Origin of the sequence: Enteractinococcus fodinae (assembly GCF_031458395.1) — a bacterium.
GTDB classification, from domain to species: domain Bacteria; phylum Actinomycetota; class Actinomycetes; order Actinomycetales; family Micrococcaceae; genus Yaniella; species Yaniella fodinae.
In genome coordinates this window covers 70,245-96,534 of sequence record NZ_JAVDYJ010000001.1, presented here as the reverse complement: position 1 = coordinate 96,534, position 26,290 = coordinate 70,245, and the positions used below count along the sequence as shown (strand labels likewise).

Sequence of the window (26,290 nt, the reverse complement as noted above, 5' to 3'; positions counted from 1 at the left end):
CATGGCGGACATCATTGATACCTTGGCCCAGATTGAGCCCGGTTCCGCACTGGATCAGATCCGTCGGACCCGGCAACAAGCCCGCGACAACGCCCAACGCAGCTTCGAAGTCCTGTTTGAACCCGCCGATCCCGGGACCTTCCCCTTGGCCGAACGCTATGCGATTGCGGCCTATACGGTCAGCTTGCAGGCCAGCGAATCTCCGGCCGCCGCGTTCTACACCGAGCTGCTCGAAGACGAAATCAGCCCGGAGCTCGCCGCAGCGGTTGCCGAGCTGGCAGCACGGGATCGTCGCCCCGGTCCGTATGGCGAGTACAAGGAAACCGGGCTGGCGGCCGAATCCGAACCGGGCCCAACCGTGTCCTACACACCCAAGCACCGTCCGGCGGTGATCGATGAGCGTCTCGCCGCGGCCCTCGAGCACGCCCATCTGCTGAGCTTGCATCCCCGCGACGCCGAACCCGGGCACTTACGGCGGCTTGAAGCGGCCGGTTGGAGTGCCGATGACATCGTCACGTTGAGCCAGCTCATCTCGTTTTTGTCGTTCCAGATACGCGTTGTCGACGGGCTGATCGCCCTGAAAAGAGCCAAATCATGAGTGACACTCCTGCACGTACTGAATCACAGCGCCCCGAAGGCTTTACTCAAGACAGCCTCGGGTGGGAGCCTTGGTTAGCTCCGGTAGCAGAGGTTGACCTCACCGAGGAGCAACGCGCGGCGCTCATTGGCCAGTTCCGGCTCAAGAGCCCGTATTTCCGGCTCTTGGTTCGCAACCCGGACGCCTTGGAAGCCCGCACGCTCACGGATCAAGACATTTTCTATAACGTCACCACGGGTCTGCCGCGCGCCGAACGAGAGATCGCCGCCTCAGCGGCCTCCCGCGTCAATGGGTGCGTCTATTGCGCGTCCGTGCACACCGCTCGAGCCACCAAAGAGTCCGGTCGCCGAGACGACGTGCAAAAACTCCTTGACGAGGGCGTAGAGGCGGACCTCGGTCAACCGTGGTCCGCCATCGCACAAGCCTCTGCGGCACTCACCGAAACACCCAGCCAATTCGACGCTGAGCACATCGAGGCGTTGAGCCAAGCTGGTCTCGATGACGCAGACATCGTTGATGTGATCAACGGGGCGGCCTTCTTCAACTGGGCAAACCGGTTGATGCTCTCCTTAGGCGAACCCACACAGCATCAGCGTCGCGAGGGATAACTGTATCCATGCACCGTGGCGAGGTCGGAGCCGTACAGTCTGGTCTTGTTGGCGCCGGGCACGTGGGAGTTAGGCTGCGGTGCGCCAGGCGATGTCGATGGGTCCCATGGGTGGGTCGGTGGTGTCATGGCGCAGCTGGCTGATGGGTGGTCGGGTGGGCACCGTGTACTGGTGCCCAGTCGGGGTGGGGACCATCAACCGATCTGGGGTCCCGGAATACGTCCAGCCCCGGTTTTCTTTGCGTTGGTTGCAGCGTTTGCATAACCCGGTGGCATTATCCCAGCTGGTAGCCCCACCCTTAGCCCAGGGTTTACGATGATCGGCATCTTCGATGGGGCTATTGCACCAGGGTGTGGCGCAGGTGTCGTCCCGGATGGTCAGCATTTTGCTCAGGCCTTCAGGGAAGTGGCGTCGTTTGGATTCAAGGGCCACCAATTGGCCATCGGTGGCGCGGGTATACATCCGCCGGAAAAACTTTGCCGCCTGCGGGTCGGACAGCCAGCGTTTCACCATGCCCGCCGGCAGTGGCCCGTGGCCGGGAATCCAGGCCGGCACGTCATCATCACCCAACAGGCTGGTATCGTGCATCACGACGACGACTTCGGCGGTGACGCTGTTGGCGGTGGTTTGGCCGGTGAGGGCTTCCACAAACACATCGGCCATGAGGTCATCGCGGCTGATCCGGGTGGTATCGGCTTCGGCGGTGCCATCGCTGGTGCGGCGCAGTAGCGCGACTAGGCGTTTATTCGTGCGTTTCTTTAATGCGTCCATGACGGCCAGGCCCTGGTGGGTAGGCAGCTCGGCAGTCAAAGAGACCATGCCTTCCCCGGCCGGATCTAAGCACACTCGGCGTCGGCGCCGGGCGTTGTCAGCCGCTCGCTGGTCAGCGGCTTTGCGGTCGAGCCGGTAGGCGTGGCCTTCAATGAGTTTGCGTAACTGCGAGCTGGAGGCTTTCCCTAACCGGTGGGTAATCAGAGCATCGATGTCTTTGCGGTGGGCCTCTGAGAGGTGGTTGGTTTGGTCGGCCACGATCCGTGCATGATATTCACTGACCCGACCCTCGGCTAAAGCCGTATACGTGTTCGGTAACACCGTCCCCAGGGCAATGGCCATATGCGTCAACGCGGCCCCCACGAACGGGGATTCCCCACGAGCTAACCCGACTTCAGCTTCTATGCCCTTGAGCTGCTCCGTGGTGGTGATCCGCAGCCTAGCCTCATTTTCCTGACGCTGCTCAACAAAAGCATGCGTCGCCTTCGCTTGGGCGGCCGCCAAGGCGCGCTTGGCGCGCTCTAAATGCTGCAACCGATCAATATTGTCCTCTTCGGACACAGCAGCCGGCACCGAGGCCAGAGAGTCGATAAACTCCTGCACCCGTTGCCCCAAATCAACTGCCGTTTCCATACCTCAAGGGTACCTATTCACATGGACATGATAAGGGAAAACGGCCACTTTGTGGACAACTTCCTGCTATCTCGATGCCCTGTGGAAAACCCCACGAGGCACCCAAACTGAACCGATGAGCTGTCATCAGCTCACCGGCCCGAGCCTGTGCGCCCACTTCCAGCGCTAAGAACGGTAGCGTTCGTACGGCATCGGGTTCCAGGATCGCTGTTGACGGGACTCGTCGCTGACTTTGACCGGGAGCTCCGCAAGCAGCCGCTTCGCGGCGTGCAACTCTCGTTCAACTTCGGCGCGGTCCTGATACATGTACTCATCCGAGGTAACCTCTGGAGCGGTCTGGAGTTTCTGTTCCAGCTCGCCCAGCAGTTTCTCTTGAGCACAGCGCAGCTCGTCGCGTGCTTCCTCGCGCCAGACCGGCTGCAACGAGGGTGACCGATCCAGATGAGAGCTGTATTCGTCGTAGATGTCTTGATAGATCAGGTTGGCATTGGCGCGCACGTCACGCAGTGCTGTCTCCAGGTCTTGGAGCGTGAGGTCCTCGACCTTGCGCGGGGTCTCGAGTTTCTCGCCGCCCAGGCGCTTGTATTCCAAATAGAACGGGAACATGCTCTTGATGACTTTGCCCACCGGCGTGATGGTGGCCTCGCCATCCTCGCCGATGCCTTTGGGTTGAATGCCCTGCATCGCTGCGAGCGCGCTTTCTGGCCGGACAATTTCCTTGGGTGGCATATACCCGTAGCGCAGCAACTCTCGGATGCCGGTACCTGAGATGTTGAGTCGATACCGGATGTCGTCGTTGCCGACCGTTCGGGCGGAGGCGTGGGTGGCGGCTCGGGTGTCATAGAAGACTTCGTGGAAGAGCCGTACATCGATCCCGAGTTCGTCTTCGCCGTAGTCACTAAACACATTGTGTCCGGCGTATTTATCGTAGAAGTCGCCGATGCCGGCGTGGTCACGGCCAATGAGCGCGTGGGTGCACCCGTAGTTTTTCATGATCAACGCGTGCAGTACGGCCTCGCGTGGGCCGGCGAAAATGTAGGTCACACGCAGCGGGGACAGAATCGAGCGGTCCGTGGGGTAGTAGGTGTCCATCACGTTCTGGTAGCCACGGATCCGGTATTCGTGCCGGACGAACTCTCGCTTTGCCATCTCGACTAACGGTTGTAAGAACAGCCCGTCAATCTCTTCCAACGCATTGCGGTGAATGTACTCATGTCCGCGATGCAACGGGTTAGCACCCGTAATGAACCCGGCCACCGAGTTGAATTGTTTCTCTTCGTAGAACAGTTTCCAAGTGTCCTTGGGCTCGAGCCGGAGCCGTTCAAATGGTCCCCAGTCCACCCGGTTGAGCAACTGCAATGTACCACCCAGGGCGGTATCGCCCATCCGACGGTAGATAGAATCCACGCCCGGATGTTTGCGATCGGTGGTCCCAAAAAGATGCTCGGCGCGGTGTTCGCGGTCGTAAGCAAAAATATCTTCAATCTCTAAAATCGCCACGGGTTCGTTGGCATCATCGACCAAGGCCACTTGGTCTCCGTTGGAAAGCCCCGCGATGACCTCCTGGTTCATGGTCCCGGTCGGCGCGAAGCTCAACGGGACCGGCCAGACCGTCCCATCGCAGAGGCGTCCCTGTTCCAAGACCGACAGATAGTCCTGCTCATTCATGAACCCACGATTAGGAGACAGCACGCCGGTGGTAATCATTTCGATGGTGATGATCGCTTCCAGATCCACCCGAATGCTCGGGAGAGTTCTGGCCCGTTCAATCTCTGCCGCGCGAGTAGCTTCCGGGACGACCTGATCTACCAGCACCCCACCGTGAGGAGTTTGAGGATAGGTACGCATACGAACGATTCATTCCTTTCAAGACGCAAGGTGATGTGATCCACATAACAGTCTGGCCGATAGGAATGGTTCTGTCACTCGTCCGTCGCCCCGATGGGATCCGGACCGAACACGAACAATTGACGCTCACCCGCAAGACCCGTAATCCTGGGTGCAGCCGATGACTACGCGAAGAGGTATGCCGTGTCCTATGTTGCCCCGCCCGCTGTCGTTGACTCCATGCTGGAGGCAGGTGATGCCAAAACGGATTTGAGTGCCGCCCAGCTCGTCTTGCGCGCTGGGTTTTCGGTATTCCTGCTTGCCGGAGCGACCACCTTTGCGATCTTTGCTAGCGAGGAGACAGGATTCGGCATTGTCGGAGCACTGTTGTTTCCTTTGGGACTGGTGGTCGTCGTATTGCTGAACGTCGAACTGCTCACCGGAAACTTTGCGCTGGTCCCGTTGTCGGTGATGCACCGGCAGTCGACGATGGGTGAGCTCTGGCGGAATTTCACCTGGGTTTTGCTCGGTCATATCCTCGGCGGCCTCTTGGCTGCCTTTTTATTTGCAGCACTGCTTTCGCAGTGGTGGACCACCGGGGCTGATCCCACCGCCCAAGGCCTAATCCATTTGGCAGAAGCTAAAACTATCGACTACCAGCATCACGGCTACCTGGGTGGAGCCGGCTTGGCCTTTCTCAGTGGGGTTTTGTGTAACTGGCTGGTGGTCCTGGGTGTAGTTATGGGGATGACCAGCGAGTCGACCAGCGGTAAGATCATGGCCATCTGGCCACCCATTGCCGCGTTCTTCGCATTAGATCTGGAACACAGCGTGGTCAATCTGTTTGCGATCCCCGTGGGCATGATGCTGGGCGCACCGATCGGGGTGGACGACTGGTGGCTGTGGAATCAGATTCCGGTGTTATTAGGAAACTGGGTTGGCGGCTTAGCGCTGGTGGGTTTACCGCTGTATTATGCCCACCGCTCTGACACACCAGAACCGCCGGTCTGAGACACCGGGAGCTAAGCTGATTCTTCTTGCTTGGCCACGATACTGATCGTCCCAGAAGTTTCCAGGACCGCCCATTTGATCTGGTCCATGGATTCCAGCCCTTGGGTCTCTCGAGCGGAACTGAGGATATCGTCATCGGAGATCCGTTCGCGATTCATGGTGTCGCGCAGCGGTCGGCCATCTTCGACCAGCACTACGGGGGCGCTTTCAAGGATGCGTTTGAGCCGCGGCACGCGCCAGCCAAGGTAATCCGAGACCCGGTCTAGAAGCACCAGGGTGGTGACGATCAGCGCTGCAGCCGTCAGGGAGGGATCCTCCCCCACGAGGGCTTCAGCCACCGCTTCACCGATAATGAGCAGCAGAATAAAATCGAAGATTGTCACCTGAGCCATGGTTCGTTTGCCGGAAATCCGCATGATCAGCAGGATCAGCAGGTAGACGGCTGCAGCACGAATGACGACATCCACTACAAACTCCTCAAGGCAGGGCGAACTGGTTAAACAAGACGGTTTCCTCCGCGACGGTAACTTGAGCTTCACGCTGGAAAAGCTCTTGAGGTATCAGGGTCAATGACACGTCGATGTCGCTGGAAGGTTCGACCATAAATGTCAGCGCAGTCCCATCCGGGATGGCGTGTTGTTCCACGGGGTCGGGGGAAATCGATTCGAGGTCAACGCCACTGACCCACGGTCCGGTGAATTCCAGGGTGACGGTATCGTTCTCAACGGCTTCCGGTGCGATCCTGACGTGCATGGTGGTTTCTGCATTCGCTCTAACGATCCAGTCATGCTCGACCGTGACCATACCCTGCGAACTGGAAGATGTTGTAGTGGCTAACGGTCCGGCACCCAGCAAACCCAAAAAGCCTGCCACAATAAACGCGACCAGCACGAGGATGCCGAATCGTTGGACAGTCCACTCACGTCGCTGAAACGCTTGACGTTCTTCGCTCTGAAGCTCCATTGTCCCTCCCGCTCCCCAAAGCTGCTCGTTACCGTAGCATAACGCGGTGGAACCAGGACGAATAGGACTACACCGCAGTGCTGAGGTACATATTGGCCAGCTCCGCGAACACCGACAACCCGGCGACTGCCAGAAGAATTCCCAGCACAATGGCTAACACGAGTCCAACGGCCATCCAGATAAGACTGGCCCTGGCAAAGTTCTGTTTGGCAGCGGAGGTACTGGTCCCAAAAGCCAATACGAGCAGGTAGATAATGTTCACCAGCGGTATGAGGGTCAGCAACACGACCAGCATCCAGCTGCCCAAGGTTTCTCGGTCTTGGGGCGTGGGAAGGGAATCGAAGCCGAGTTCAGGCGACTCAGTGGGATGCGGATATGGCTGATACTGAGTCATTGGGGTCTCCTTGTAGTTGGGGCGGCAAGATGCGACGGCTACCCTAGGCCCAGCCCAGCTCGTGCAGAGCGTCGTCGTCGATGCCGTAGTAGTGTGCGATTTCGTGAATCAGGGTCACTCTGACCTCGTGTCGCAACTGTTGTACGTCATCGCAGATTGACAGTAGCGGCTCACGGAACAGCACGATCTGATCGGGCAGTTGGCCGAATCCGTAATCAGCACGCGCATCTCGGTCGTAGCCTTCGTAATACCCCAGCAAGTCCATGGAACCGTCGGCAGGACGATCCTCCACGACAAAGACGAGGTTTTCTAGCCCGCCCACGATCTCATCATCGAGGGAGTCGAGCACCTCGGTAACGAGCGTTTCAAACTCATCCATGGTCATGTCCATGAGGTTGCCTCCTACCGGTGCTGTCCCGGGACGGTGCCTTGTGCCAACAGTTGCAGCACGCGGGAACTCAGCGGCGCCAAACGATAACCCGCTGGCACGTCAAGTGCCGCGGGATCCACCCACCACATCTCGGCGATTTCGGCCTGTGCGCTGGCGTGCTGACCGGGCGGCAGGTGGGTGCTGTAGACGTCGGACCGCAGTTCGGTCGCCGCCTCGTTTGCGGCCCGGGTGGTGTATTCCCCCACGTGGGTAAAGTCTTCAGCCGCGACGACGATCCCAAGTTCTTCGTGCAGTTCGCGGGCGGCGGCTGCCCGAGCGGTTTCGCCCGGTTCCGGTTTACCGCCGGGAAAGATCAGCGCGGTGGTCTGATATTTACGTACCAACGCGACTTGGCCGGCGTCGTTGGTCAGCACGACGGCGGCGACGCTAATGAACGGGCTGGGGTACACGGCGACTCATGCGGCGGTCGAGAACAATCATGACAAGTACAACGGCAGCCCCAAGCAGCGCAAGGACTACGTTGAGACCAAAGGCGTCACCGATGGGCTGCAGCGCACCAACCTCATTTTGATACGGCCACAGTGCGCGCAACGCACCGACCATGACACCAGCGAGAATGAGCAACGTGATGGCGTGATGATGATCGAGTAACCACTTCATCAACTGGACAATCACCACAGCGCCCAGGGCCAGCCCAGCCAAGAACACCGCCAGATAACCCAGATCTAACGCCTCCACCGCGCGCAGGGTGGGCTCATAAAGACCAACGGTCAGCAGGATCAATGACCCAGAGAGCCCCGGTAGCACCAGGGCAGATACGGCGATCGCTGCCGCCGGCAGCACGATATACCAGTGGGGTTCAAGTGCTGTTGTCCCTGGCAGCGAGAGGATACCGAAGGTGATCACGGCCCCAGCAATAAACAAGACTAAGTGGCGCCAGCCCAATGTTTTGCGATGGTATTGCACATCGTCACGGACCATCAGCAGCGGGACGAGCACAGAGGCAGCGACCATCCCGAAGAATAGCGAGCGCATCTGCTCCGGATAGGTTTCGACAAGATCGGCTACCGGACCGGCGACGGTGAATACCGCCGCAATCATGCCGATGCCCAGCGGAATAAGTAGCCGCCAGGAAACCTGTTCCCAGTAGTGCCGGGCCTCATCGCCTCGACCGCGAACCAACGACAGGCCCCAGCGGATCAGTGCGGAGGCGGATCCGATCAGTTGTTGGTAGATCCCAACTACCAGGGCCACCGTGCCACCGGAGATACCGGGGATGGTTTCCACCACACCAATGAGGGCCCCTCGGATGAGGTTGCCGGGCACTGAGGTTCGACGTTCGTGTACTGGGCGCATCTACTCACAATCCTTACAATCGGACTTAGATTAGTGTAGTCGCCTGAACGCGGCCTACATTGCAGACCGCGGTGGGAGCTGGTGGGCTAGAACTCTCCGTGCTCTGCCGGATCGAAAAACAGCCGGCCGCGTTCTAGCCCGTCAATGTCGGCAATATCGGCTTCATCGAGTTCGACCTCGAACAGGAGGTTCTGACGCTGGCGCTGTGGGTTTGATGAGGCCGGGAGGGGCATGGAGCCGTGATGCACATGCCAGGCCAGTACGACTTCGGCCGGGGTGGCGCCGTGCTTTTCGGCGATCTTCACGAGCACCGGGTCTTGGATCATGTCCGTGGTGCGACCCAGCGGTGACCACGCTTGAGTCTGAATGCCGTATCTAGCGTGAAAGTCGCGCAGTTCGGCTTGCCCGAAATATGGGTGCATCTCGACCTGGTTGATCACGGGCACCTCACCGGTCTCGTCCACCAGTCGTTGCAGATGTTCGGGCAGAAAGTTCGACACTCCGATCGCACGGATCAGACCGGCATCACGCATTTCGATCATGGCCCGCCACGTATCGACATATTTATGCAAGCGCGGGAGCGGCCAGTGGATCAATGCCACATCCACGTAGGGTAGATCCAGGTCGATCAGCGACCGGACGATAGACGTTTTTGCTTCGTGGTAACCATGGAATCTGCCCGGAATTTTCGTCGTGACGGTGATGTCTTCGCGTGGCACGTCGGTTTGGGCGATGGCCTGGCCGACTTGGACCTCGTTGTTATAGCGAAGCGCCGTGTCGAGGGTCCGATACCCTACTTCGAGCGCAGAAAGCGTGGCAGCACGGTAGACATCTGGGTTGTCTCGACCGGCTTGTACAAGGGTTCCGAATCCAATGAGATCTGAGCGCATGGTTCCACTCTAGACGTCATGCCGACCGAACCTCTGGTGTTAGGTGCTTTCCGGTGTCGCACCCTCGTTGGTGCCAGCCGCGAACAGGTCGATCGTTGTCCACGCCATCAAAACGGCCGCATCAAGCAGGGTTTGTTCGGCGACGGGACCAACGCAGGCATCGGCGAAGCCTTTTTGATGGTTGGTATAGGGCAGCGAGTCAACGCCAATGTATGGATGGATCGCCGGCACGAGCTGGGACACGTTCCCCATATCGGTTGACGCCCGGTTCATGCGGCCCGCTGTTTTCGCATCCGCAAAGACTCTTCCGCGAGCCTGTGCGTTGCGTTTATATGCCTCAAGTGCCGGTTCGTAGGTACGGAACTCAGCGTAGGACTTACTTTCCTCGGTGATCTTCAGTTCAGCACCGGTGGCGACTGCTCCGGCCTCGAAACACGCCTCCACTTTGCGCTCTACTTCAGCCAAGTCCTCGAGTGTTGCGGCCCGGATGTACCAGCGCCCCTCGGTCTTATCTGGGATGGCATTGGGCACCGACCCTCCAACGGTTTGGACGCCGTGGATTCGGGTGTCAGGCGGTAGTTGTTGACGCAGCAAACCGATCGCGACCTGCGCTATCACAAAGGCATCGTTGGCGTTGATCCCTTCGTCGGGATAGGCTGCAGCGTGAGCAGACACCCCGGTGTACTCGATGTATTTATGCGACACCGCAAACGGTTCAGCTTCGGCGATGTCTACCGGTGCCGGATGTACCATCATGGCAAATTCGAGATCCTGAAAGGCCCCGGCATCGATCAGTTCTACCTTGCCGGCTCCGCCCTCTTCGGCAGGTGTGCCATAGACGCGAATCGTCAGATCGAGCTCATCAGCCAACGGAGCAAGCGCTACACCGGCGCCCACTGAGCTTGCCGCGATGAGGTTGTGCCCGCAGGCATGACCGAGTCCTGCCAGTGCATCGTATTCGGCCATGAAGCCGACCGTACGAGACCCGCTGCCGACTTCGGCAAGAAAAGCAGTCTCAAATCCCAGGTAATTGCGGGTGACGGTAAAGCCGTGGTGTTCCAACAGATCTGCGACGGCTTTAGAAGATGCGTATTCTTCCCAGGCTGTTTCGGGGTTGGCGTGCAGCGTTTCGGATAGGTCAGTCAGCGCATCAGCGTGTTCAGTCACGGTTGCTTCGGTTTGAGATTTCAACGTATCAACGTGCATTCTTTCCTCTCTGGTTGCTCACTGGAGTGATTCGGCACAACGGTTCGGATTACGGTACGCAAGAGCCGGCTCAAACCCTGGAGGTCGAGCCGGCTCTGAAGAGAACAGGAGTTCTCCCCTACTCTTTAGCGCCCGCCAACGTAGCCGGCATCGGCGTGGATCGTGGTTCCGGTGACATAACTGGACTGATCGGATGCTAACCACAGGCTGGCATGGGCGATTTCTTCTGGTTTCCCAAACCGCTCCAGCAGTGACAGCTGGGGAGCATAGGATTCTTCGTCCAATCCGAATTCTTCCAGTGCACCACGCAACATCGGCGTATCGATCGCACCGGGAGCCACGGAGTTCACCCGAATGTTGTGCTTGCCGTTTTCTAGGGCGGCCACCCGGGTCGCCCCGACAACACCGTGTTTCGCTGCAACATAGGCGATATTGTTGGGCTGTGGCCGAAAACCAGACACCGATGAGATGTTAATGATCGACCCGCCGTTTCCTTGGGCGATCATTTGCTGGAGCTCGTATTTCATACACAGGGCGACCCCTTTGAGGGCCACGCTCATCAGGCGGTCCCAATAGTCTTCATCAAATTCTGAGACCAGTGCATTATCTGGAGTCAGTGCCGCGTTGTTGACCGCGACCTCGAGCGACCCAAATTCTTCCACGGTTTTGGCGACCATGTCTTTGACTTGGGCAGAATCCGATACATCGACTTTGATAAAGAGTGTCTTGGCGCCCAGTGTGTTGGCTATATCATCGGCGACTTCGCGTCCTTTTTCTTCGTTGAAGTCCGCAACGACGACGTTGGCTTTCGCTTCGGCGAAGACCCGTGCGGTTGCTTCCCCCATACCCATTGCAGCGCCGGTAATGATTGCCGTTTTACCTTCAAGTACTGGATGAATTGTTGCCATCTGCACTTCAACTCCTAAAGGTTGCCCGATGCTTGAGAAGACACCTCAAGCGTAGGGGCGCGGCCTGAATAATAGCCGCGAACTCTCCTACTTCTTGCGCGGATAGCGCTGCTTGAAGTCTTCGGCGATGTCTTTCATGTAGGCGAATTCGACCCCGGGGTGAGAGGAGAAATGATCAAAGAGTCGTTCCAGCATCAGCAGCACTTGGGGGCGACCTGCGACGTCCGGGTGGATGGTCATCGGGTATACCGCGTAATCCATCTCGCGATAGACCCAGTCGAACTGGTCGCGCCACAGCTCTTCGATATCGCGTGGGTTCACAAATCCGTGGGAGTTTGGGCTGGATTTAATGAACATCATCGGTGGTAGGTCATCGATGTACCAGGACGCAGGGATCTCCACCAGGTCCGTTTCTTCACCGCGGACAAGAGGCTTCATCCATTCTTTGGCGGATTTTGCGTTGTAGTCAATATTGGTCCAGGTATCGCCGACACGCACATAATAGGGCGTGAAATCCCGGTGCATAAAGGAATGGTCGTACAGCATGCCGGCGTCGGAGAGGATCTCGTTGGTGTGGTGCGACATTTCCCACCACGGTGCCACATACCCAACAGGAGCTTGGCCTGCGCGACGTTCAATTAGATCGTAGACGTATTCGAAGACTTCGGTTTCTTGTTCGCGGGTCATCTCTAACGGGTTCTCATGCGAGTACCCGTGGTGGCCGATCTCGTGACCGGCTTCCACAACTTGGTCGAACTCCTCTGGGAAGGTTTCGATCGAATGCCCGGGCCAGAACCAGGTGAAGGGCAGATTCCGGCGCTGAGCCAACTGGAGCAGTCGTGGCACACCAACCTCACCGGCAAACATGCCTCGCGAGATGTCATTCGGGGAGTCTTGGCCCCCGTAGGAACCTAACCAACCGCCAACAGCGTCAACATCGACACCCACTGCGATATAAATTTTCTTTGCCATGTACCTCGACTCCTTACCTCGTCGTGTATGCAAGACACTTTCAGACTAATCACCGAGCCGGAATCGTTGTCAACCAATATTGCCTTCATTTCCATGAAAGACCCACCCAGCATGACTCACCGGGCCGATGTTGTGGCCGCCATGTCCTGCATGTTGTAGTGCAAAGCCTCAGCCAAGCCCCGTTGGGTCTAGTCCCCACGGGGCTTCGCTAGAGTTGGCAGCATGAAGATCTTGTTGCTGGGTTTTGGGTCAATCGGCCGACATATCGTGAAACTGCTCGACCACGATTTCACGGCGATGGTCCGAGACATTGCTGCCCACCGCGAGCGCGGAACCATGGGCGTTCGGCTGATTACCGAGGCAGATTTCGAGGAGGCACTGACCAAGGCCGACCTAGTGGTTGAGGCCGCTGGCGTTGCAGCTGCCAAAGAGTTTTTACCCCGCGTCCATAAACCCATGGTGCTAACCTCTGTTGGGGCACTCGCCGACCCGCAGATCGCCAATCAGCTGATGACACCGAACCTGCACATCACTAACGGCGCCATCGGGGGTTTCGACCTGTTCGAGGCCGTGGCTGACCAACTCGAGCACATCTCCATCACGACCTCAAAAGATCCGACCGGGTTGATCCAACCCTGGATGAGCCAAGACGAGGCGGCGCGACTCGAAGCACTCACCGAACCGGAGACGCTATTTGAAGGCAACCCGGTGGATGCGATCGAGCAGTTTCCCGGCAACGTCAATGTTGCGGTGGCGCTGGCCTACGCGACGCGCGGGTCGCGCCCGTTCTCGCAAGCCATACAGCGGGTACAAGTACGCTTAGTGGCCGATCCGCTGCGTCCCGAGTCCGCCCACCGCATCGAAGCATCCGGGAATGCCGGTCAGTTCAACTTCGAATTCGTCTCGGCCCCCAGCCCCATCAACCCGGCAACCTCGGGCACGACGGCGTTATCGCTGGCCGCCACGATTCGACGCATCGCACCCTATATTCGACGTGGCTGACCGCAACATCGACCAATCCTGAACTTGCGGGCGCCCCTTAGAATGGAGGGCATGACGGACCGAGCGCCAGAACCCGACAGCCGAGTGGAGGAACGCAGCCCGAAGCGATCCTCGGCACGCATGGAGTCCGGTGCGATCTGGGCTTCGATCAGCTTCGCGGCCCTGGCAGTCGTGGTCGGGCTGATCGCGTTTTCGAATAAACTCACGCCCCTATCCGCCGACTACTCGGTGGGCACCGTGGCCGGGTGGACCACAGGCATCGCCGCGGGTGCCTCGGCGATGATTGGGCTACTGCTGGCCACCGAATCACCGCGTGGCAAACTCAGCTGGATGCGCCGTCGCTTCTGGGGATGGTGGCTGATCGATCTCATCGGGCTGATCATCACCCACGGGGCCATTGCCACCCTCGCGGTGCTGAGCACCTTCCGGCTCTTCCAAGAAGCGTTTCAAGGGCTCGTCGTGGATGCGATCGCCGCGACCGTCATGTTGTGTCTGGTTACCGCCGCAGCATCCTATTTCGGGTTTAGCTCCGCCTCGCGCGCCACGACGGCCTCAATTTCAAACCTGCTGGCACTATTTATGGCCGCAGGCGTGCTGGCTTCGATGCTGCTGGCCGAAAACCCCTACTGGTGGCATATGTTCTTCTCAGAACTGGGCACCGGCCAGGCAGGGATCCTATCGTTTTGGACGTTCAACACCACACTGACCGTTTCGGGTCTGATGTTGATCACGCTGGCGAACTTTATATCCCAGGACTTCAACGCCTGGGCAGCACATCGACGTCGCCAGGATCAGCGCCGCGGGTATGTCCGAGTGCTCAAGGGTGGCATCATCATCATGGGACTGTGCATGGTCGGGATATCCTGGGTGCCGATCAATATCAGCGACCCGATCCACACCGGCTTCGTCCAAGTATTGGCGGTGACGTTTGGGCTCATGTTGCTCACTGTGCCGATCTGGTTACCGGGCGCCCCGGCGGCGATGTATGTCATTAGCTATTTGATGCTGGGGCTCGGCGTGCTGGCCGTGGCCCTGTGGCATCCGCTGAATTATTACAATCTGACCGCCCTGGAACTGGCTTTTGCCGGCATTATCTTCGCCTGGCTCGTGGTCCTGATTCGCACCCTGGATGCCATGTTGTCGGATATCCGGCGGCCACGACCTCGCAGCGACCACCCCGATACCGAGGCCACAACAGTCAGCCAGACAACGGGTGGTAACCATGCGCCAGCCTAAGTCTCCGCGCACCGATGTCGAGCTCGCGCGGGAAGGGATCGTACTCGCCGGGGGTGGAGCTGCCATCGCCTTACAGGTTGCGCACCGGCCCGTAGCCGCCGGCGTCCAACAGCACTCGAACTTTACCGCCGACCCACTGGGCAGGCTGCGCCGCACACTCCAGTATCTGGCCGCTATCGTGCTTCCAGAAGCTCGATCTGCCCGCGCCACCGTTACCGGTTGGGTGGCACGCGCCCACGAACCAGTCGAAGGAATCGCCGATGGCGTGGCCTACAGCGCCGCCGACCCGGACACGCAACGCTGGGTCACCGCCACGCTATATTGGACGGCCGAAGAAATTCGCTGGCGCATTTGGGGTGAACAGCATCCCGACGACGCCGATCAGATTTACCGCAGCTACGCCGCCTTGGGTACCGCGCTAGGTATGCCGCAGGAATACTGGCCCGCAGATCGTGCCGCTTTCCAACGCTACTGGGATGAGCAGCTAGCCAGCCTGGATGTCACGGACGCGGCACGGCAGATCGTTAGTGATCTCTTTGCCGCACACAGTGCTCCGTGGTGGTTGCGCACCGCGATGCCGACGGCCAGGTTTCTGACGGCCGGTCTGTTGCCCGCTGAGGTTCGCGTCCAGCTCGGCCTGGACTGGGATGGCGCCGATGCTGTCCGAGAAGACCGACTGTGGCGCATCCTTGCCTCCGCCTATCCGCAATTCCCTGCGGGAATCCGTCATATTCCTGCACGGCTTGTGGTGGCTGAGTTGATCGCTGGATCACGCGGTACCAAGCACTCGTTCGATGCGCTGGGCTGACCGGCGCAGTTGGGCTGCGGCATCAGCAATATCCGCGCCCCCTTCGGTCAGGTACAAGATCGCCAGGGAAGCCGGTCGACCGTCTTTGGTGCGTAACGGCACTGCAATCGAGGTGACCCCAGCGAAAACTTCATCATGGCTGACTTCGTAGTCCTTGGGCGGGTACTCTTCGGGACGCAGCTGGGAGCGGATCACCCGACCGGGTGCGCCGCGGTCAATGGGATGTCGACTCCCGGGACGCTGCGCTACCGTTGTGATGGCATCCTGCGGCTCGACCGCCAATAATGTAACAGCCTGTTCACCGTCATAAGTCACGATAAAAGCCGTCATCCCCAGCGCGTTGGACAGGACGATCAGCTCCGGGCTGGCTGCGGTTTGCAGATCGCGGGCGATGCTGCGCGTCAAGGTCGCCATCCGCACCCCGATCTCGAGATTTCCCGTCGAGTCCCGTTCAATAAAGCCAAACTCTTCTAAGGTGCGCACTAAGCGATAGGCCATTGAGCGATGAATGCCCAGCTCTTGGGCGAGTTTTGGCACCGTCAGCGGGGTATCCGATTCACCGATCAGCGCTAGCGCATGGAGGCCGCGGGCGAGGGTTTGCGATCCGCCGGTGACCTGTTTGGTCGTGCTCGACATACATTTGTCCTTGCCAAAAGAGTGCGCAGTGACCTCCACCACGCTAGTATTGTATCTATATATAGAACTATGTCTCAACTATAGAGACAAGGAGCTCTTCATGCAATTTCACTACCGGGGTTATGACTCCCACGATCCGCGTATCAAGCCAGCAGCCGGTTACGGCATCAACCGCGCGGCAGATGTGCCGGATGAGATGGACGTGCTCATCGTGGGCACCGGTCCCGCTGCGGCTGTCGTGCTCGCGCAGTTGTCTCGCTTCCCCTCGGTGAACGTACGGGCGGTTGAACGGCGCCCGGGTCGGCTTGAAGTAGGCCAGGCCGATGGTATTCAGGCGCGTTCGGTCGAGACGTTCCAGGCCTTCGGTTTCGCTGAAGAGGTCATCAAAGAGTCTTACCGGAACGTCGAAATGTGCTTCTGGGCGCCAGATTCGCAGAATCCATCGCATATTGCCCGATCCTCGCGCAGCCCCGACGATGCGACCGGGATATCAGAGTTCCCGCACATCTACGTCAACCAGTCACGTATTTTGGACTATTTCTTGCGTGACGCTCAGCGAGCACCCGGTCGGGCAGTTCCGGACTACGGAGTGGAATTCCTCGGAGCCGATATCGACCCCGATGCCGACTACCCAGTGACCGCCAAGATCCGGTACGTCACGGGACCGCGAGCTGGTGAAGAGCGCACCGTCAAAGCCAAGTACCTGGTCGGTGGCGACGGAGCTCGTTCGACCGTCCGCAAAACGCTGGGCCACCGGCTCCAAGGGGATGCTTCGATGCATGCTTGGGGTGTCATGGATATCTTGGCCAACACCGACTTCCCCGATATCCAGGTCAAGTGCTCAATTCGGTCGCAAGAGCACGGCACCATCCTGTTGATCCCTCGCGAAGGCGGCTATCTGGTGCGGATGTACGTTGACCTCGGCGAAGTCACCGAAGACAGCGCGAAAACCATCCGCTCCACACCCATCGAAGAGATCATCCAGGATGCGAACAATATTCTGCACCCCTACTCGCTGGACGTGAAATCAGTGGCCTGGTGGTCGGTCTACGAGGTCGCACACCGTGTGGCAACCGGTTTCGATGATGTCCCAGACGGCGAGCGCGATACCCGCACCCCGCACGCCTTCATCATGGGCGACGCGTGCCATACCCACTCGGCAAAAGCCGGTCAGGGGATGAACGTGTCGATGCAGGACGGCTTCAACCTCGGTTGGAAACTCGGCCTCGTGCTAGATGGTCGCGCTCCGGCAAGCCTGCTGAATACCTACGCGGAAGAACGCGAAGTGGTGGCCCATGAGCTGATCAATTTCGATAAGCAATGGTCGGCAATTATGGCCGATGAAGGCGACCCCAAAGAAGTCGAAGAGTTCTATTTGAAGACTTTCGAATTCCCCGCCGGTTTCATGACCGAATACACCAAGAACCAGATCACCATGGGCACCGAGCACCAGGACTTGGCCCCCGGCTTCCCGGTGGGCAAGCGCTTCAAATCGGCTGAAGTCATGCGCCGAGCAGATAACCGCTGGCGTCATCTGGGCCACTTCCACGAGGCCGATGGCCGCTGGCGCATCTATGTCTTTGCCGACCCAGCAGCCCCGGCACTGGAAGGCACACCGGTCGCCGAATTCGCCACGTGGTGGAACGACGACCCGACCTCACCGCGCGTCCGATACACACCTGGTAATGGGGATACCGATGCGGTTTTCGATACCAAGGTCATCTACCAACAGGACTACACCGAGGTCGAACCCTATAACGTTCCCGCGGCGTTCAAACCGGTCAAGGTCCCGTACGGTCTGATCGACACGAATCAGATTTTTGCTTCGGGACATGGTCGCGATATCTTCCGCGACCGCCAGATCAGCAAAGACGGCGCGATCGTGGTGGTCCGGCCGGACCAGTATGTCGCCGGTGTGCTGCCCTTGAGCGCACGCGAAGAGCTTACTAAGTTCTTCGCTGCCAACATGCTGGAACCGGCCCCGACCGGTCCACCCGAATACATCAGCGACCTTGAGGTTGCTGACCGCGCTCGTCTCGCCATCAATGTGGAGGACTGACGCCACCCGTGCGTGGTGGTGTGAACGTATCGTTACGATACGTTCACACCCCAAGCATTATTTGTAGCGATCTTGATACTGGTTGCGGATGACTTTTTTGTCGATCTTGCCCACCGACGTAGCTGGGATCTGATCGACGACTTCGAACTCTTCCGGTAATTGCCAGTCAGCAAACCGCTGCCGTAAGTGTTCGTCGATCTCATCTTTGGTGATGGTCTCCCCGTCGCGCAGCACCAGCAGCATGAATGGGCGTTCATCCCATTTCGGATGTTCAAGCCCCACGACTGCCGCCTGGGCAACTTTCGGGTGGCCGATCATCGCATTTTCCATATCGATCGAGGAGATCCATTCCCCACCTGACTTGATCACGTCCTTGAGACGGTCTGTGATCTTGATGAAACCGTGGGCATCGATGGTGGCCACGTCTCCGGAACGCCAGTAACCGTCGACGAATTTATCGGCCAACTCCTCTTCGGGCATCCCGTGGTAACTGGCGGTAATCCACGGCCCCTTCAAGAGAATCTCGCCCGAGGTCTCGCCATCGGCTGGGACTTCATTGCCGAGGCCATCGACAATTTTGAGGTCTATGTTGACTGAAGCCTTCCCTTGTTTCGAGCCGTAGGCGTTCAATTCTTCCTGGCTCATGCGCTCCCGCATCGCTTCGGTGACGCGATTGACGGTGACAATCGGGGAAGTTTCAGTAGCGCCATAACCGTGGACAACTTCGGCGTTAAACGTCTCCTGATAACTTTGGATCAACGATGCCGGCGGCTCACTGCCACCACATAGCAGGCGCAACCCGGTTAGATCGGTCACGCCTTTGGATTTGAGCACCTCAAACATCGGCGTGAAAATGGCTGGGACGCCGTTGGTGACCGTGACCCCTTCATCGGTGAGGGCACCGGTAATCTCCCCGAGTGTTTCGGCGGAGAACTGTCCCGGCAAGACCAGTTTCGCCCCGACCATCACCGCGACTTGCACCATCCCCCAGGAGAGCACATGGAACATCGGGGTAATCGGCATGATCACGTCGTCCACGCTGGCCGAGAGATCTTTGGCCGTATTGTACGTGTGCAGGTACTGGGAACGATGCGAGTAAAACACGCCCTTGGGCCGGCCGGTGGTGCCGGTGGTGTACCCGGCGGCGAAAGCAGAGGTTTCCGAGATGTTTGGCCAGGAATCCAGCGGTTGAGCATCGGCAAGGAGGTCTTCGTAGTAGACCGCATTGGGTAGGTTGTGGTCGATCTGCCCTTCTGACAGGATCACCCAGGTTTTGACGCCTTTGGCTTGTGGAGCGATGTTTTCTACGATCGGGACCAGCGTTTCATCCACCACCACAACGGAGGCTTGGGAGTCATTGATGACATAGTGCAGGTCGTCTTCTGGCAGGCGAATGTTCAGCTGGGTGAAGACCGCGCCGATTGCCGGGATCGCCCAGTACAGCTCGTAGTGGCGCAGCGAGTTCCAATCCATGACGCCCACTCGGTCCCCCACCTCAACACCGAGTTTGGCAAATGCGCCCGCGGCCCGCTCGATCCGGTCGAAGTTCTCTCGGTAGGTAGTCCGACCCCATTCACCAGCCGAGTTGCGATGCACGATCTCGGCATCCGGATAGGCCCGGACCGCTTGGCGGATGAGCCGGCCCATGCTGAGCTGGTAGTCGTCCTGCATAGTTGAGGGGTATCCGTGTACAACAGCTGCCATTATGGTCCTTAAACATTTGTATAACTGATAGTGGTGCACATCACTCTAGCGAAGCTGATTGCTACTGTGAAGCACGTTCGATGTGTTAACTAAATGCCCAAGGCCTTGAGCATCTTTCGATGTCAGGCTGCAAAGATTTGTAGGGGCTACCGCCTAGTAAGGCTTATCGGGTAATCTGGCAAAAGCATGGTGACACACCTCACCTGCGCTCACACATGTCGTCCTCAGGGACCGTTTGAAGAGGATCTACTACGATGACAGATTTAACGACAATTCTCGATGAGATCAGTGGCTTCGTTTGGGGGCCATTTTTCCTCATCCCGCTGCTGCTGGGAGCCGGGCTCTACCTAACTATCCGCCTGGGCGGAATACAATTTACCAAACTCATCCCAGCGTTAAGTCTGGGAATCATTAAGCGAAAAGACCCCGGTTCTAAAGGGGATATCTCGCAGTTCCAGGCGCTCACCACCGCGTTAGCCGCCACGATCGGTACCGGAAACATTGTCGGTGTCGCCACCGCGCTGGCGATCGGCGGTCCCGGGGCGCTGTTCTGGATGTGGGTGACGGGTCTGGTCGGGATGGCCTCGAAATATGCTGAAGCATATTTGGGTGTCCGCTTCCGCGGTACAGATACCGCCGGCGAAAAATCCGGTGGCCCTCAGTACTACCTGGAACGCGGCATCAAAGGCCCAATCGGAAAGATCCTCGGGCTCGCGTTCGCAATCTTCGCCGTCATCGCCTGCTTTGGTATCGGCAACATGACCCAGGGCAACGCGATCGCCTCAAACGTGGAGAGCAGCTGGAACATCCCCATCTGGATCACAGGCATCATTTTGACCGTCATGGTGATGGTGGTTCTGGTCGGTGGGATTAAATCCATCGGTCGCGTCACCGCCGGCCTGGTGCCGTTCATGGTTGTCTTCTATGTACTGGGTGGCCTGTACATTCTGCTGGCGAACTTTGGCGCACTGCCTGCAGCGTTCGCCCAAATCTTCACCGAAGCATTCACCGGTTCGTCTGCAACCGGTGGTTTCGCGGGGGCCGCCATCATCATCGTTATTCAGTACGGTGTAGCTCGCGGTATGTTCTCCAACGAATCCGGCCTGGGTTCAGCCGCTATTGCTGCGGCAGCCGCCCAGACCACTCACCCGGTCCGTCAGGGCCTGGTCTCCATGACCCAGACGTTCATCGACACCATCATCGTGGTCAGCATCACCGGGTTGGTCATCATCTCGACCGGTACCTGGAGCCAGACGGACCCCGAGACCGGCGAACAGATCTCCGCAGCACTGATGACCGGTGAGGCCTTCAGCCACGGTCTACCCGGCCAGTGGGGCCACTGGATCGTAACCATCGGCCTGGTGCTCTTTGCGTTTTCGACCCTGCTTTCCTGGTCCTACTACGGCGAACGGAACATCGAACGGCTCTTTGGTCGCGGCCTGGTCATGCCGTTCCGCGTGTTCTTCTCCCTGGTTGTGTTTGTCGGTGCAACCGCCGAGCTGGAGGTCGTCTGGTTGTTCTCGGATATCTTCAACGGTCTGATGGCGCTACCGAACCTGATTGGTCTGCTCGTACTGTCCGGTTTGATTGCCCGGGAGACGAAGTACTACCTCAAACACGATCCGAAACTGGAAGCCGATAAAGACCAAATCGAAGCCTTCATGGCCAACCGCCCCGGTTGGGATGAATGGAAATCCGGTGACGTCATCGGGTCGTCTCGGAAGTACGGAATTCAAACGGAATACCCTTCCGATGATCGGATCCACTAGCAGGCCCTAAGCCAGCTATCTGCGGCGGCGTAGTTCCTGGACTGCGCCGCCGCTGTGCTGCCTAGATGACGACAGCATCTTGAGCCAATGCGCGACACGATACCTGTCGCGCAGCGACGCAGGCCTCAATGGCTCTTGATTGTTGGAAAACGCTAGAACTCTTAGACCTCTGGGCGTAGCGTGGCCTAGACCAGGCCTCGGGGCCCTTCCGGGGCCGTCAACCAGGAGAGAGTCATGACCGGCAATGTTTATAACATCACCGAAATAGTAGGCACGTCGCCCGAAGGGACCGACGCCGCGATTACCAACGCGATCACCCAAGCGTCGAAAACCTTACGGAATCTGGACTGGTTTGAAGTGCAATCTATTCGAGGTCACCTTGAGGACGGCAAGGTCATCGATTGGCAGGTCACCGTCAAAATTGGTTTCCGGCACGAACCCTAATGTAAATAGCGCAGTGCCTGGGCCGGATGCGCTTCGATGCCACGCTCGTGGGCAATGATCACGACATCTTCGTCTGGGTCATAGGTGGTCAACGCGGCCAGAATCGCGTCAATACTCCAAGAGGCCGCGACCTCCACGGGTAACAACCGAACCGGCCCCGTGATGTGCTGGGCTAGGTCTGCTTCAAGGGATGGGTCTGCCGGACCGACCAGGGTCAGGGTGCCGTGGCGTACCGGTGTGGGCGCCTTGAGAGGACCGTGCCGCTGGTCCTGGCGCAAGATCGCAACGTGATAGGCGATCAGTGCCGCACTGGCAGCCAGAAAACTGGTCTCCATCCGCACTTTATACAGTGTGGCAAGGCTCAGGGAGCCCTGGCCTATGTCGTGGACGATATCGACCACCCCGGAAATCAGCGCGATCACCACGGCTACGCCCGACCCGCCCAGGAGCATTACCAGATAGATTCGCCGCGGGGTGGCTGTCAGCTCTGTCTGGGGGTCAGCATCTGCGTGAGCTTGGATGCGCCGCCAGTGCAGCCACCACACTGTCGCGCCAATGAGGAACAGGGGTAGCGCTCCCAGCAGGGTGTTGAGCGGATGGTAGTACAGGGAGGCCGGAGCGATCGCATCAATCAGAGAGATCACCAGCATGCCGATACCTGCTGCGGCCGCCAGCGCACCGATGCCCGCGGTGAGGTATTCATACACGCGTTGTACCGTGGAGCGTTGGGCAGGATCCAGGATGGTGCGGTGATACCACCACACGGTCGCCCCGATGACCATGGTGGCCACCGCAGTGGACCAGTTGAGCCAGTCGGTAAATAGCTCGGGGTGCCCCATGAGCTGCACTAGCCCGTGCCATATCAGTCCATGGGTCCCGAAGAGTGCGGTGGTCAGCCCACCGGCCACTCCCAGTAAAAGGACGTACGCATGCCAGGCGGTGTTGCGTGGGAGTTTGGCCGCCGCACCGAACCAGTACACACTCCAGATGACGGCTCCGCTGACGAACATGCCCGCTGCCGCACCGAGACCAACATAGGGGCCGATGATGATCTCTGGACCAGTCAACAGCTCGAGCGATGTGGCCAACAGGGCGATCAGCCCACTTACAGCCAGTACTAATCCGATAGTGCAGCCCAACAGGACATGCGCTACCGTATTGGGCACCGTGAGGCTGCGTTCGATGATGCGCCAGTGCACCGCCCATACCGCTGCCCAGATGGCGACACCGACCAGTGCTTCGGCATTGAGGTTTTGGGACCCGATCGCGGTGGTGAGGGTTTGTTGGAGGTTGGCCGCCGTCATGGCGACCCCGGTCAGCGCCGCCGTGGTCAGATAGGCCTGGTAGAGCAACGACTCCCGCTCGAGAGGGTCACGACGATGCGTGCGGTAGATCCACCAACTCAACAAGACTGCGATGGGTAACGCAATAACAATAGCGGTCAGCGACTGGGCGAACAGAAAACCATCATCCCCAATCGCCCTGGAACCGAAGACGCGGCCCAGTAGGTCCACGGCGCCGTTCGCAACGATCAAGACCAGGACGTAGAGCAGTACGTATTGGAAAGCTCGCCGAAACATCTGACCGCTAAGCGGTTGGCCTTGGAGTCGTCGTGATGCGGTGCCGATGAATCCGACGCCACCGACGAGCAGCGCCAGCAGTAATACGCTGATAATCATAGGGTCCCCGCACAGCTGTAGATCGGCCACGGCGTGCCGGTGATGAGCCACCCGCCGGTGTCATCCGGGATTAGTTCAAACTGTTCTTGACCAATAAACGGGTCGGTGAAGGCTTCGCTATAGCTGCCGAACTCAACGCTCACGGTAGCCTCATCTGGGCCGATATGGGCTTTGAGTAGGGACATGGCAGTGTCTTGTGGATAATAGGACTGTGCCAAGTCTTCGGGGGTGCACTCCATGCTCGGATCGAGGTGCGTGATCGCTTGGGCATAGTCTTGGTCGATGACCGCTTGGACATATGCCTGGACGGTGGCTTCGGGGGAATCATCGGGCCAGTCGGGTGCCATATCCCGGGAGGCGAAAATCGCAGCGAGGATAGCCACGATCACTACGAATCCGGTGATGATGGCAAGCACAAGGTTCGGCGCCGTCTTCATAAGCTTAGTATCCGCCTATCACCCCGGGTTTACAAGGCCATAAATTGTGCACATTAAAGCAGCGCACCCCGCCGCGATCTGGTGGATCGGGGCGGGGTGCGTGGTGCAGTTCGCAAGGCTCCGTGGGCGATGAAATCCTTTAGGACTTCGTGAGCGCCCGCGTTACTTATCTTGTTGACACCGTTCCGGTTTTTTCGGCGATCGGGGAGATGAAGATCGGCTTGATCAGCCAGGCCACCCCCACGGTCACGGCCACCGACAGTGCGAACACGGCGATGCCCCACCAGTCGCTAGCATCCCGGGCGGTGAACATAATGTTCATGTTGTGCAAGACCCCGGTGGTAAATACCAGGAACAGGTGGACGATGATGAACAGAATGAAATAGATCATCGTGAAGAAGTGAATCTTCCGAGCCACCGGCAAGGTGAACACTTTGTTGATGCCTTCGGCCTTCTGCGGCCACCACGTCGATAACCGCAGCCCCGTGAGCACCGCGATGGGGGCGGCGATGAACACCGTGATGAAATACGTCATGATCTGCAACGCGTTGTAATACACCCACGAGTTCTCGGCCGGCCAGTCCAACGATAGATACTGGAGGCCAGCTGAGACGATGTTGGGGAAGATGTCCCAGTTGGTCGGCACAATGCGCATCCAGTGCCCGGTGGCGAACACCATAATGTAGAAGATCAGCCCGTTGACCACCCACAACACGTTGAAGCTTTGGTGGATCCACTGCTGGATCGAGACCTTCTGCGGGGAGTTCTTCTTATTGGGTGAGAAAAATCCACCATCGTTGGGTGTCCAGTACGCTTCGGGGCGTTCCTGATTCCGAATCAAGAGTCCGGAGCGGATGACCATGACAATGATGAAGAAGTTAAAGAAGTGCTGCCAGCCCACCCAGGCCGGGATGCCGGGCTCAACCCCATCGGGATGGGTCGGGGTCCCGTCGTAGGTCGCGATGAACTCAGAGACGGGCTCTAGTCCGCGCACCCACTGGGCGATCAGGACCAGCCCGGCGGCGACCACGGCCACACCCAACAAGGTCAACACGACCTTGGTGACCTTCGACATTTCCTTCTTCGGTGGCTTCTGCGCGGACGCACCAGCAGGTGCGGCCTCGGTCTTGGCTGCGGGTTTCGCCGGTTCGGGCGTCACTACCTCTGGGGTCTTTACCGCCGGCTCAGCAGCAGGTGCCGACTCCTGGCTGGCCGCTGGGGCGCCCATTCGACGTCGCGGAGCAGCCGGTGCGGTCTCGGCGACCGGTGCCGGGGTCGGCTCTTCGGCCGCCGAAGCAGGGTCAGGCTGTGGAGCAATCGCCTCGGCGGTATCCGGGTGGCCCACCTTCAGCGGTTCCCACCCATCCATGCGTCGCCGTGGTAAGTCCTCGGTCACCGGTGCTGGAGCGACCGGTACCGCCTGCGCAGCAGCCGGGGTGGCCTGCTCAGTAACAGCTGGTGTTTCGGCAGCAGCCGCAGTTTGGGCTGCCGCCGCGGGTGCTGCGGTTGGGGCCGCAGCAGCTGGTGCACCATCACGAGCCACCGACAACGGCTGCCAACCAGCCATCCGCCGCCGCGGCACGTTGGGATCCTGAATCGGACCCGACGCAACCGGTTCAGCAGCAGGTTGCTCTGCCGCATCAGCGGGTTGGGCAACCGATTCCGCAGCTGGGGCGGGTGCCGACGCTTGCGGTGCAGCGGCTGGCGCAACCGGACCTGCCGTATTGGCTACGGTCAGTGGCTGCCAACCGGCCATGCGGCGGCGCGGCACGTTGGGGTCTTGTGGCGGCCCGTCAGCAACCGGAGCCGCTTGAGCAGCGGCTGCAGCCGACTGCTCAGCGGCCGGTGTGTGCTCTGGCTGAGGTGCCGGTGTTTGTGCAGGCTCTGGGGCCGCTTGGGGTGCAGCTGGTGCTGGGGCAGCGGTGGGCGCGTCGGGGTTTTCGACGGCCAACGGCTGCCATCCGACCATTCGACGTTTAGACATAAAT

Annotated in this window: 26 protein-coding genes; 9 read left to right on the top strand and 17 right to left on the bottom strand. The window is 59.1% G+C overall.

Going from position 1 to position 26,290, the window contains the following annotated elements; genetic code table 11:
* The first annotated feature begins 1 nt into the window (after position 1).
* Positions 2-598, top strand: a complete 597-nt coding sequence (locus J2S62_RS00455) for a CMD domain protein (protein ID WP_310170018.1) — start codon at positions 2-4, stop codon at positions 596-598.
* Positions 595-1,206 carry an alkylhydroperoxidase domain protein gene (locus tag J2S62_RS00450; protein WP_310170016.1) on the top strand — a complete coding sequence of 204 codons (612 nt, stop codon included), beginning with the start codon at positions 595-597 and terminating at the stop codon, positions 1,204-1,206. The genes J2S62_RS00455 and J2S62_RS00450 overlap by 4 nt, the downstream gene beginning before the upstream one ends.
* A gap of 69 nt (positions 1,207-1,275) precedes the next feature.
* Here J2S62_RS00450 and J2S62_RS00445 read toward each other — a convergent pair whose 3' ends face one another.
* Both J2S62_RS00445 and J2S62_RS00440 read right to left on the bottom strand, forming a co-directional pair.
* Complete coding sequence (locus J2S62_RS00445) at positions 1,276-2,610, bottom strand: HNH endonuclease (protein WP_310170014.1); 1,335 nt, start codon at positions 2,608-2,610, stop codon at positions 1,276-1,278.
* Between the two features lie 165 nt (positions 2,611-2,775).
* The gene (locus tag J2S62_RS00440; protein ID WP_310170010.1) at positions 2,776-4,458 is read right to left on the bottom strand and encodes a hypothetical protein; all 1,683 of its coding nucleotides are present in this window, start codon (positions 4,456-4,458) and stop codon (positions 2,776-2,778) included.
* Between the two features lie 183 nt (positions 4,459-4,641).
* Here J2S62_RS00440 and J2S62_RS00435 point away from each other — a divergent pair, with 183 nt between their 5' ends.
* Positions 4,642-5,448, top strand: coding sequence for a formate/nitrite transporter family protein (locus J2S62_RS00435; protein ID WP_310170008.1), 807 nt, complete (start codon positions 4,642-4,644; stop codon positions 5,446-5,448).
* 11 nt (positions 5,449-5,459) lie between these two features.
* Here J2S62_RS00435 and J2S62_RS00430 read toward each other — a convergent pair whose 3' ends face one another.
* The 10 genes from J2S62_RS00430 to J2S62_RS00385 form a co-directional block, all read right to left on the bottom strand.
* Positions 5,460-5,915, bottom strand: coding sequence for a DUF421 domain-containing protein (locus tag J2S62_RS00430; RefSeq protein ID WP_310170006.1), 456 nt, complete (start codon positions 5,913-5,915; stop codon positions 5,460-5,462).
* Between the two features lie 10 nt (positions 5,916-5,925).
* Positions 5,926-6,411 (bottom strand): hypothetical protein, encoded by a 486-nt coding sequence (locus J2S62_RS00425; protein WP_310170004.1) that lies wholly within the window; start codon positions 6,409-6,411, stop codon positions 5,926-5,928.
* Positions 6,412-6,478: 67 nt separating this feature from the next.
* Positions 6,479-6,805 (bottom strand): hypothetical protein, encoded by a 327-nt coding sequence (locus J2S62_RS00420; RefSeq protein WP_310170003.1) that lies wholly within the window; start codon positions 6,803-6,805, stop codon positions 6,479-6,481.
* A 43-nt stretch (positions 6,806-6,848) separates the two neighbouring features.
* Positions 6,849-7,196 (bottom strand): metallopeptidase family protein, encoded by a 348-nt coding sequence (locus J2S62_RS00415; RefSeq protein ID WP_310170001.1) that lies wholly within the window; start codon positions 7,194-7,196, stop codon positions 6,849-6,851.
* An 11-nt stretch (positions 7,197-7,207) separates the two neighbouring features.
* Positions 7,208-7,645: an NUDIX hydrolase gene (locus tag J2S62_RS00410; protein ID WP_310169998.1), complete on the bottom strand. Its 438-nt coding sequence runs from the start codon at positions 7,643-7,645 to the stop codon at positions 7,208-7,210.
* Positions 7,623-8,552, bottom strand: coding sequence for a DUF368 domain-containing protein (locus J2S62_RS00405; protein WP_310169995.1), 930 nt, complete (start codon positions 8,550-8,552; stop codon positions 7,623-7,625). The genes J2S62_RS00410 and J2S62_RS00405 overlap by 23 nt, the downstream gene beginning before the upstream one ends.
* Positions 8,553-8,638: 86 nt before the next feature.
* Positions 8,639-9,442 carry an aldo/keto reductase gene (locus J2S62_RS00400; protein ID WP_310169992.1) on the bottom strand — a complete coding sequence of 268 codons (804 nt, stop codon included), beginning with the start codon at positions 9,440-9,442 and terminating at the stop codon, positions 8,639-8,641.
* A 39-nt stretch (positions 9,443-9,481) separates the two neighbouring features.
* Positions 9,482-10,648, bottom strand: coding sequence for a M20 family metallopeptidase (locus tag J2S62_RS00395; protein WP_310169989.1), 1,167 nt, complete (start codon positions 10,646-10,648; stop codon positions 9,482-9,484).
* A gap of 125 nt (positions 10,649-10,773) precedes the next feature.
* Positions 10,774-11,556, bottom strand: coding sequence for an SDR family NAD(P)-dependent oxidoreductase (locus tag J2S62_RS00390; RefSeq protein ID WP_310169987.1), 783 nt, complete (start codon positions 11,554-11,556; stop codon positions 10,774-10,776).
* Between the two features lie 87 nt (positions 11,557-11,643).
* Positions 11,644-12,528: a polysaccharide deacetylase family protein gene (locus J2S62_RS00385; protein WP_310169985.1), complete on the bottom strand. Its 885-nt coding sequence runs from the start codon at positions 12,526-12,528 to the stop codon at positions 11,644-11,646.
* 222 nt (positions 12,529-12,750) lie between these two features.
* Here J2S62_RS00385 and J2S62_RS00380 point away from each other — a divergent pair, with 222 nt between their 5' ends.
* Genes J2S62_RS00380 through J2S62_RS00370 form a run of 3 tightly spaced genes read left to right on the top strand, consistent with a single transcriptional unit; the run spans position 12,751 to position 15,574 of the window.
* Entirely contained in the window at positions 12,751-13,530 is a 780-nt protein-coding gene (locus J2S62_RS00380; RefSeq protein WP_310169983.1) for an aspartate dehydrogenase domain-containing protein, read from the top strand.
* A gap of 51 nt (positions 13,531-13,581) precedes the next feature.
* Entirely contained in the window at positions 13,582-14,766 is a 1,185-nt protein-coding gene (locus J2S62_RS00375; RefSeq protein ID WP_310169979.1) for a hypothetical protein, read from the top strand.
* Positions 14,753-15,574: an oxygenase MpaB family protein gene (locus J2S62_RS00370; RefSeq protein WP_310169977.1), complete on the top strand. Its 822-nt coding sequence runs from the start codon at positions 14,753-14,755 to the stop codon at positions 15,572-15,574. Before J2S62_RS00375 ends, J2S62_RS00370 begins: the two co-directional genes overlap by 14 nt.
* Here J2S62_RS00370 and J2S62_RS00365 read toward each other — a convergent pair.
* Positions 15,536-16,210, bottom strand: coding sequence for an IclR family transcriptional regulator (locus tag J2S62_RS00365; protein ID WP_310169975.1), 675 nt, complete (start codon positions 16,208-16,210; stop codon positions 15,536-15,538). The two genes, J2S62_RS00370 and J2S62_RS00365, sit on opposite strands and share 39 nt — an antisense overlap.
* Positions 16,211-16,310: 100 nt before the next feature.
* Here J2S62_RS00365 and J2S62_RS00360 point away from each other — a divergent pair, with 100 nt between their 5' ends.
* Positions 16,311-18,269, top strand: a complete 1,959-nt coding sequence (locus J2S62_RS00360) for an FAD-dependent monooxygenase (protein ID WP_310169973.1) — start codon at positions 16,311-16,313, stop codon at positions 18,267-18,269.
* 57 nt (positions 18,270-18,326) lie between these two features.
* Here the strand turns inward: J2S62_RS00360 and J2S62_RS00355 are convergent, their stop codons facing one another.
* On the bottom strand, positions 18,327-19,973 hold the full coding sequence (locus J2S62_RS00355) for a long-chain-fatty-acid--CoA ligase (protein WP_310169970.1): 1,647 nt from the start codon (positions 19,971-19,973) through the stop codon (positions 18,327-18,329).
* A 254-nt stretch (positions 19,974-20,227) separates the two neighbouring features.
* Here J2S62_RS00355 and J2S62_RS00350 point away from each other — a divergent pair, with 254 nt between their 5' ends.
* Together J2S62_RS00350 and J2S62_RS00345 are read left to right on the top strand one after the other, a co-directional pair.
* Positions 20,228-21,742 carry an alanine/glycine:cation symporter family protein gene (locus tag J2S62_RS00350; protein WP_310169968.1) on the top strand — a complete coding sequence of 505 codons (1,515 nt, stop codon included), beginning with the start codon at positions 20,228-20,230 and terminating at the stop codon, positions 21,740-21,742.
* A 234-nt stretch (positions 21,743-21,976) separates the two neighbouring features.
* Positions 21,977-22,186 carry a dodecin gene (locus J2S62_RS00345; RefSeq protein ID WP_310169965.1) on the top strand — a complete coding sequence of 70 codons (210 nt, stop codon included), beginning with the start codon at positions 21,977-21,979 and terminating at the stop codon, positions 22,184-22,186.
* Here J2S62_RS00345 and J2S62_RS00340 read toward each other — a convergent pair.
* The 3 genes from J2S62_RS00340 to J2S62_RS00330 all read right to left on the bottom strand — a co-directional run bounded on the left by J2S62_RS00340 (position 22,183) and on the right by J2S62_RS00330 (position 26,286).
* Entirely contained in the window at positions 22,183-23,865 is a 1,683-nt protein-coding gene (locus tag J2S62_RS00340) for a DUF5671 domain-containing protein (RefSeq protein ID WP_310169964.1), read from the bottom strand. The two genes, J2S62_RS00345 and J2S62_RS00340, sit on opposite strands and share 4 nt — an antisense overlap.
* Positions 23,862-24,302, bottom strand: a complete 441-nt coding sequence (locus J2S62_RS00335; protein WP_310169963.1) for a hypothetical protein — start codon at positions 24,300-24,302, stop codon at positions 23,862-23,864. The genes J2S62_RS00340 and J2S62_RS00335 overlap by 4 nt, the downstream gene beginning before the upstream one ends.
* Positions 24,303-24,468: 166 nt before the next feature.
* A complete protein-coding gene (locus J2S62_RS00330; RefSeq protein WP_310169961.1) occupies positions 24,469-26,286 on the bottom strand; it encodes a cytochrome b/b6 domain-containing protein in 1,818 nt (605 codons plus the stop codon).
* Between the last annotated feature and the right edge of the window lie 4 nt (positions 26,287-26,290).